Origin of the sequence: Pseudomonas sp. BE134 (genome assembly GCF_031456105.1) — a bacterium.
GTDB lineage: Bacteria > Pseudomonadota > Gammaproteobacteria > Pseudomonadales > Pseudomonadaceae > Aquipseudomonas.
The window spans coordinates 148288-155627 of sequence record NZ_JAVDUA010000015.1 but is presented as its reverse complement, the minus strand read 5'-3'; the positions used below and the strand labels follow the sequence as shown (position 1 = coordinate 155627).

At 57.1% G+C, this 7340-nt stretch carries 7 protein-coding genes; 2 read left to right on the top strand and 5 right to left on the bottom strand.

What is annotated here, in order from left to right; genetic code table 11:
• Positions 1-42 precede the first annotated feature (42 nt).
• The 3 genes from J2Y56_RS14745 to J2Y56_RS14735 all read right to left on the bottom strand — a co-directional run bounded on the left by J2Y56_RS14745 (position 43) and on the right by J2Y56_RS14735 (position 4681).
• Positions 43-816, bottom strand: coding sequence for a reverse transcriptase domain-containing protein (locus J2Y56_RS14745; RefSeq protein ID WP_405046859.1), 774 nt, complete (start codon positions 814-816; stop codon positions 43-45).
• A gap of 239 nt (positions 817-1055) precedes the next feature.
• On the bottom strand, positions 1056-2324 hold the full coding sequence (ltrA, locus tag J2Y56_RS14740) for a group II intron reverse transcriptase/maturase (RefSeq protein ID WP_191624804.1): 1269 nt from the start codon (positions 2322-2324) through the stop codon (positions 1056-1058).
• An 839-nt stretch (positions 2325-3163) separates the two neighbouring features.
• Positions 3164-4681, bottom strand: coding sequence for a nucleobase:cation symporter-2 family protein (locus tag J2Y56_RS14735; protein ID WP_007943701.1), 1518 nt, complete (start codon positions 4679-4681; stop codon positions 3164-3166).
• 254 nt (positions 4682-4935) lie between these two features.
• Here J2Y56_RS14735 and J2Y56_RS14730 point away from each other — a divergent pair, with 254 nt between their 5' ends.
• Both J2Y56_RS14730 and J2Y56_RS14725 read left to right on the top strand, forming a co-directional pair.
• Complete coding sequence (locus J2Y56_RS14730; RefSeq protein ID WP_007943700.1) at positions 4936-5217, top strand: BrnT family toxin; 282 nt, start codon at positions 4936-4938, stop codon at positions 5215-5217.
• Positions 5218-5220: 3 nt separating this feature from the next.
• Entirely contained in the window at positions 5221-5553 is a 333-nt protein-coding gene (locus J2Y56_RS14725; protein ID WP_310350959.1) for a BrnA antitoxin family protein, read from the top strand.
• A gap of 33 nt (positions 5554-5586) precedes the next feature.
• Here the strand turns inward: J2Y56_RS14725 and J2Y56_RS14720 are convergent, their stop codons facing one another.
• Together J2Y56_RS14720 and xth are read right to left on the bottom strand one after the other, a co-directional pair.
• Complete coding sequence (locus J2Y56_RS14720) at positions 5587-6414, bottom strand: arylamine N-acetyltransferase (RefSeq protein ID WP_310350956.1); 828 nt, start codon at positions 6412-6414, stop codon at positions 5587-5589.
• 112 nt (positions 6415-6526) lie between these two features.
• Positions 6527-7321 carry an exodeoxyribonuclease III gene (xth, locus tag J2Y56_RS14715; RefSeq protein ID WP_007943697.1) on the bottom strand — a complete coding sequence of 265 codons (795 nt, stop codon included), beginning with the start codon at positions 7319-7321 and terminating at the stop codon, positions 6527-6529.
• Positions 7322-7340: the final 19 nt, after the last annotated feature.

Below are 7340 nucleotides of genomic sequence, written 5' to 3'. Positions count from 1 at the left end.
ACCTCGGAGCAAAACTCTCCCTGGCGATGCGCAGCCCCCATTTTATCTGAGAGTTTGCTCTGTTGTTGCCGGCGCTAGCGGGCCGCCTTGCGGCGTCCCCTCCTGCCGTCGACTGGCGATCCCGCCCGACATCACACCGGCCTCGAGATAACGGCGGATCAGTCTGAGCGCACGTTTGTTCTCGATTTGACGCGCTACGTACGCCATCAGTACATCGTGGTTGACCCGATCAAAGAACTTCTCCAAATCGAGTTCCACACACCAGCGGTGTCCCGCCGCCACATGGGCGCGGGCTGTTTCGATGGCTTGGTGAGCGCTTCTGCCCGGGCGGAAGCCGTAGCTGTAGTCCGAGAACAGAGGATCGAAGATCGGCGTGAGCTGTTGCAGCAGCGCTTGCTGGATCAAACGGTCCACGACGCTGGGGATACCCAGCTGTCTTGTCCCGCCTTTGGGCTTGGGAATGTCGACGGCGCGTACACCTTGCGGGTGATACTCGCCGGCCAGTAACCGAGTCTTGAGAATCGGCCAATACTGTTTCACGTAGCCCGCCAATTCGTCGACCGTCATGCCATCGGCACCTGGCGCGCCCTTGTTGCTGACTACGCGGTGATACGCACGCTTGAGGTTGGCGGGTGCAAGCACCCGCTCCATCAGCGTGTCCGGCTCCGCGTTCGTCCACGTCACAGACGCCGTCGATACCTGTGCGCTGTCAGCCGTCATCCTCGGATTCAGTCCGGGACTCGGAGTAACAGTCTTCTCTGGGAGAAATTTCTGCATTTCGGTATTCGACGAGACTCTGACGCCTACTGGCGGCATAACCTGTTCGGCCCTTGGTGGCAGAGTTACTTGCCACTTACTACGGCCTCGGCTGACTTCTGCACGCTCATCCCGTCGCCTCGCGGCGCTCGGTAGCACACTGGCAAACGTGCAGATCTCCCAGGGTAATTCGCGCGACCTTCCTGCTTATGCCTGTCGGATATACGTCGTAGCGTTCCGTGGTAAGTAGGCCGTAGGAGTTTCACCTTCAGCCTCTCGCAGAACCGTACGTGAGCCTCTCAACTCATACGGCTCCCGTTGCCCAGTCGAGACTCATCTCCATAGACATGCCAGTGCACGAACAACGATGGACATGCTTCCTTCATTCGGTTGAGCCAGTCAGCACTGCGGCGCTTGCGTCCCGCCAATGGCTTGTATTTCCGACGGGCCCAGCGTTGCAGCTTCAAATCAAAGTGATTGAAGACCTTGTGCATCACCGTTTTGTAGAAAGCTCCATAGTAATTCCACCATCCACGAAGAATGGCGTTGTACTGCGTTGACAGTTCAAAAAGGCTGGCTGGTGTTTGCCGCTGGATATTCCAGCTGCGAGTTCGTTGACGCATTCGTTTTAACGCCTCATTACTGGCTCCGGGCAGAAAGCTGGTAAACCGGCGTCCATTATTGCCCCATGCCTCCCGTGGCCGGAAGGTGAACCCCAGGAACGTAAACTGCGTCGTTGGGTACGCTGCCTTGCGGTTACTGTCCTTGCAATAAACGATCTTCGACTTTTCCGGGTGCATGGTCAGTAGGCACTCTTCCAGACGGGCCTTGATTGCCGCCATGACCTCACACGCCTGCTTTTCGCTACGGCAATGAACCACCGCGTCGTCGGCGTAGCGTGCAAATGGACAACTTGGAAAAGTCCGTTGTATCCAAGCATCGAACGCATAGTGCATGAACAGATTCATCAATAAGGGACTTACAATCCCACCTTGGGGCGTACCGCTTTCACGTGGTACCTGAACGCCGTCAGCAGTCTCAAACGGCGCTTTAAGCCACCGCTCGATATACAACAGAATCCAGACATCCTTCACATGATGCCTCACAGCTTTGAGCAGCAGCTCATGATCGATATGATCAAAAGCCCCCTTGATATCAAACTCCACCACCCAATTCATATTCCAGCAGCGCCTGCGAGTGATCTCGACCGCCTGTTTGGCTGATTTTCCCGGCCGGTATCCATAGGAATCCGAATGAAAAAGACAGTCCAGACGCGGCTCTATAAGCAGCTTGACGGCGGTCTGAGCCACCCGATCGGCTACTGTCGGAATACCCAGCTTGCGTTTGCCTCCTGATTGCTTCGGAATTTCCACCTGCCGAACCGGTGGCGGAAAATAGGAACCCGACGACATGCGGTTCCAAACCTTGTACAGGTTCCGTTGCAGCTTCTGCTCGAACTGGGCAATAGATTGTTCATCTATCCCAGCGGCTCCTCGATTGGCTTTCACTCGCTGGAAGGCCTCCCAAACTATCAGTTTGGAAATGCTGTACGACTTTGCTGCGCTCATGCCGCTCTTCCCCGCCGAAGCCGGTTGACGACATAAGCGAGCTGGGCAACGCCATCCCTTCGCTCCATTCTCATTACAAGAACTTCATCACTACTACGAATGGCTCCGCCCCTCGGCCTTTGCATCGGTATTCTTTCTTGCGGTGATAGCCGCTTGTCATTTCCCTTGGCATCAAAGGCGAGGTTCTCACGTTCCATATCAAAGCCTGTATTGAGCTCATGCCGCCTATACACCGGCTGCCATCTGGACGGTAAGCAGGTGTCCTCCAGACTTGCTCCCAAGGCTACTTGCCAGCCTCGGTTCTGACAGCGCTTGAGCCCTTAACGATGCGTCTTCGGACGGTTTGCTTTCGCTCATCTGCTCAATACGTACCTGACGCCTTTATTGACGCCTTTTCCACGGTCGCTCACCACCACGCCTTTTGAACGCAGCAGCACCGGGCGGTTTGAAGCCAGCTCCGGCAAGCGGACTTCGGGAGGCCTACTCCCATCTTCGATACAGCATCGCTGGCTTACGCCAGCGTTCGTGACACACGCAAGTATTGGGCTTTGATGATTATGGCCATCTCACCCCGCTACGCCGCCTCATCCGCTTCCTGTTCGTCAGGCCAGCATTTTGCCTAAGGCTTCCTTCAGATTCGCAGTCGCCCGCGACACCCTTGCCTTCGGCTAACACTTCCCCTTGCCGGGTGTGTAGAGGACTTCCACCTCCAAGTCATCCAACTCATCACCATAATGAGCTGAACAGCGCCAGTCACGGCGCTACGCGCCATGCCTGGCGCACCATAAAAAAGGCGTCCCGAAGGACGCCTTGTTTATATTTCCATGCCTTGAATGTGGTCAGACATGCTCACTGCTTTTCGCATGCGCCGCACGCGGCTCTCCATGCCCGTGGTCCACCTCAACCACCGGGATTTCTTTCCCGTCGCAGTCATGCAGCTTGCCTTCGCTGAAGTAATCCCCTTCACGCAACGCTGCCAGATCCTGATAACGCAACACACGCTCAGTACCGGCCGCGAACACCGACTGCTGATCCGAGTTACCGGCCGTGAGGTGGTTGAAGGTCAGGTTGAGCACGATGGCCATGATCGCCGACGAGCTGATACCCGAGTGGAAGATGGTCGCGAACCAGCTTGGGAAGTGGTCGTAGAAGTTCGGTGCAGCGATAGGGATCATGCCGAAACCGATGGAGGTGGCGACGATGATCAGGTTGACGTTGTTGCGGTAGTCAACCTTGGACAGCGTACGAATACCACTGGCCGCCACGGTGCCGAACAGCACGATCCCGGCACCACCAAGGACCGACGTCGGCACCGCCGCGATGACCCGGCCCATGAAGGGCAGCAAGCCGAGAATCACCAGAAACAAACCACCCGTGGCGACCACAAAGCGACTCTTGATCCCGGTCACCGCCACCAGCCCGACGTTCTGGGCGAAGGCGCTTTGGGTAAACGAGCCGAAGATTGGCGCAATCATGCTCGACAGCATATCGGCGCGCAGGCCGTTGCCCAAGCGTTTGGAGTCGACTTTGGTGTCGATGATTTCACCGACGGCGAGGATGTCCGCCGAGGTTTCCACCAGCGTCACCATGACCACGATGCACATCGACAGGATGGCGGCGAAGTGGAAGGTCGGCATGCCGAAATGGAACGGCGTCGGGAAGCCGAACATCGGGCCCTCGGTAACAGACGAAAAGTCCGCCATGCCAAGGAACACTGCGATGACCGTACCGATGACCATCGCCAGCAGAATCGACAACCGGGAAATGGTCGCGCTGCCTATCTTGCTCAGCAGCAGCACCAACACCAACGTCACTGCCGCCAGACCAATGTTCGCCATGCTGCCGAAGTCCGGAGCATGGCTATTACCGCCCATGGCCCAGCGCGCAGCCACCGGCATCAGCGTCAGGCCGATGGTGGTGATCACAATGCCCGTGACCAGCGGCGGGAAGAACTTGGTGATGCGCGAGAATACCGGCGTGATCAACAAGCCAATCAACGATGCGGCAATCACCGCCCCGAGAATCGACTGAAACCCGCCCTCCCCGCCACTGCTGACAATCGCCACCATGGTCGCGACGCCCGAGAACGATACGCCCTGTACCAGCGGCAACTGACAACCGAAAAACGGTAAACCAAGGGTCTGGAGTAACGTCGCCAGCCCCCCTGCAAACAATGAAGCAGCAATCAACAAACCGATGTCCGCCGGCGAGAGTCCGGCGGCCTGACCGATGATCAAAGGCACCGCGACGATGCCGCCGTACATGGTCAGAACATGTTGCAGGCCGTAAGCCATATTCGCGCCGATCCCAAGGTTTTCATCCTCAGGCCGTTGGTGTGAAACATGGGGCGTTTTCATGTTAGGGGGTTCCCTGGTTTTTGTTATGCGCACACTGTATTCAAGATCACGGACAAATGTCTATAGAGTTGTATACAACTTATCGTCCGGATTATGACCACCCGTTCATTTCCTCCCTGTTTGTGCGGCTTGCCGCCCTTCAAAACTTTTGAAATACATCATGACGCGGCCCTTGCGCATTCCCCACTAGCCTTTGGTAGTCCAAGTGACCGCCGGTACGGTCGCCTCTCGCTTATACATATAAAGTATGCATAATGAAGCCATTCGAAATTCAGTTTCACAAGGCAAAAAACGCAGCCAACAAATTAAAGCACCAGGGCATCAGCCTTTCAGAAACAGAGCCGGTTTTCTACGACGAGCGAGCGCTTACGCTTCAAGACCACCGCCATGATGAACAACGGTGGATCATCATGGGGATGGACGCCAAAGGTCGCTTGCTGGTCGTTGCGTACACCTATAGAGATCCGAACTTCGTTCGAATAATTTCCGCGCGGATCGCTACCAAAAACGAGCGCCGCCGGTACATGGAGGATTGACCGATGAAAGACGAATACGACTTCAGCAACGCCAAGCGTGGGGCTGTTGCCTCCAGCAGAGGCAAAACCAGAATCACCATCATGCTCGATGATGCCGTCATAGAGGCGGCTCGCGCACTCGCCGAGAGCGAGGGATTTGGCTATCAGACAGTGATCAATAACACCTTGCGTCAGGCGCTGCTCAACCTCAGGGAAACAACCGCCGAGTTCGATCAGCGCACGGCTATTGCGAATGCCGGACATTTCAAGGAAGGGATAACCGCACGCGAATTGAAGAACCTCGAGAAAAAATTAACCGAGGTTCTCAGTGAAATTCATCGGGTAATGACGCCTTGAGCCCACTCCTATGAAGCCTCAAAAAACACTGGCTCAGCCAGGGCGGACCAACCGCTCAAGCACTCGCCTCAACCCCTCGTGTTCCGGCACCCGGATCCCGAACTCATCCTTCAGCAACCCGATCAACTCATCCACATCCACCACCTGGCGCCGCTCACTTTCGCGGTCGACCCGGTGTACTGCAAAACTGCCGTTGTTCAGCGTACGGCGCCAGCCCTCCCCGGTCCGGGCAACCATCAGTTGCCGGGCAAACGACGACTCGGGATGGGTCGACACATACCAGTTGCCGACGGCGTAATCGATGTCTTCCTGGCGTTGCAGATCGAAGATGTACATCGCCCGCCACTCGCCGCCGACGTTGGCGCGTAGGGTGTAGCCGTCTTCATGCCGTTCAATGCGATACGGTTCATGGGGTGTGAGTTGTTCGGCTGCGGTATCGAGCAGCAGCGGTGCGGTGGGGACCATGCCGCCGAAGCCGACGTCGGTGATGTAACGCACGCCGTTCAGCTTAACAAGGCTCAAACGGTGAGTGCGAGCGGTCCACGCGCCTTCGGGCTGCCCCATCACGACGCGGCCGGTGATGCCGCGGGCATCGAAGCCTAATGCCTGGAGCAATGCCAGGAACAGGTTGTTGAGCTCATAGCAGTAACCACCTCGACCGTCGTACAGGACTTTTTGCTCGATGGACGGCAAGTCGACCAGCACCGGTTCGCCCGACAACGTGGTGAGGTTTTCGAACGGGAAAGCGCTGGTGTGGCGCAATTGAAGCTGACGCAGGGTTTCCAGGGTCGGCGCAGGGGGTGCGTCGAAACCCATACGCTGCAGATACAACGCAAGATGGGTCAGGCGTGGCTCGCTCATTGCTCAATCCTTATGCATGGGGCCGCGGATCTCTCCGCCGATGGCCGCCATGTATAAGGGATAAAGCGGTGCAACTGACAATTGATTTCCCCAATCACCGCACTCATCAATGTCAATGTCGCTTGCGCGAGCTCACACGAATCCACGTCGGCGCATGATCACTGGCATGTGCTTCATTGCGCACCCAGGCATCGACACCCGCTTCTTGCAGGTAGGGGCTGAGCGCCGGGTTCAGTAACAAGTGATCAATGCGCAGCCCTGAGTTTTTCTGCCAGTGCTGGCGAAAATAATCCCAGAAGGTGTAAAGCCTATCCTGCGGGTACAGATGACGCAGGGAATCAGTCCAGCCCTGATCCAGCAAGCGTTGATAACACTCGCGGCTTTGCGGTTGCAGCAACGCATCCTTGAGCCAGGAGCGTGGGTTGTAGATGTCCAGATCGGTGGGCACTACGTTGTAGTCGCCGGCCAGCACCACCGGATGTTCGCTGCTTTGCAGATCCCTGGCATAGGCGATCAGTCGCTCGAACCACGCCAGTTTGTAATCGAACTTCGGTCCCGGCTGCGGGTTGCCATTGGGCAAGTACAGGCACCCCACCAGCACGCCGTGCACCGCCGCTTCCAGATAGCGACTGTGGGTATCCGTGTCGTCACCCGGCAATCCGCGTCGACTCTCCAAAGGTTGCGCATCTCGCGCCAGAATCGCCACCCCATTCCAGGACGACTGGCCCTGCCAGATGGCGCCGTAACCGGCCGCGTCAAGCTCGGCGGCTGGAAAAGCCGTATCGACCGACTTGAGCTCCTGCAAACAGGCGATGTCCGGTTTTTCCCGTTCCAGCCACGCCAGTAGATTGGAAAGACGTGCTCGCAGGCCGTTGACATTGAAGGTGGCGATTTTCAGGTTCTTCATGGTCCGACGCTCGCAGCGG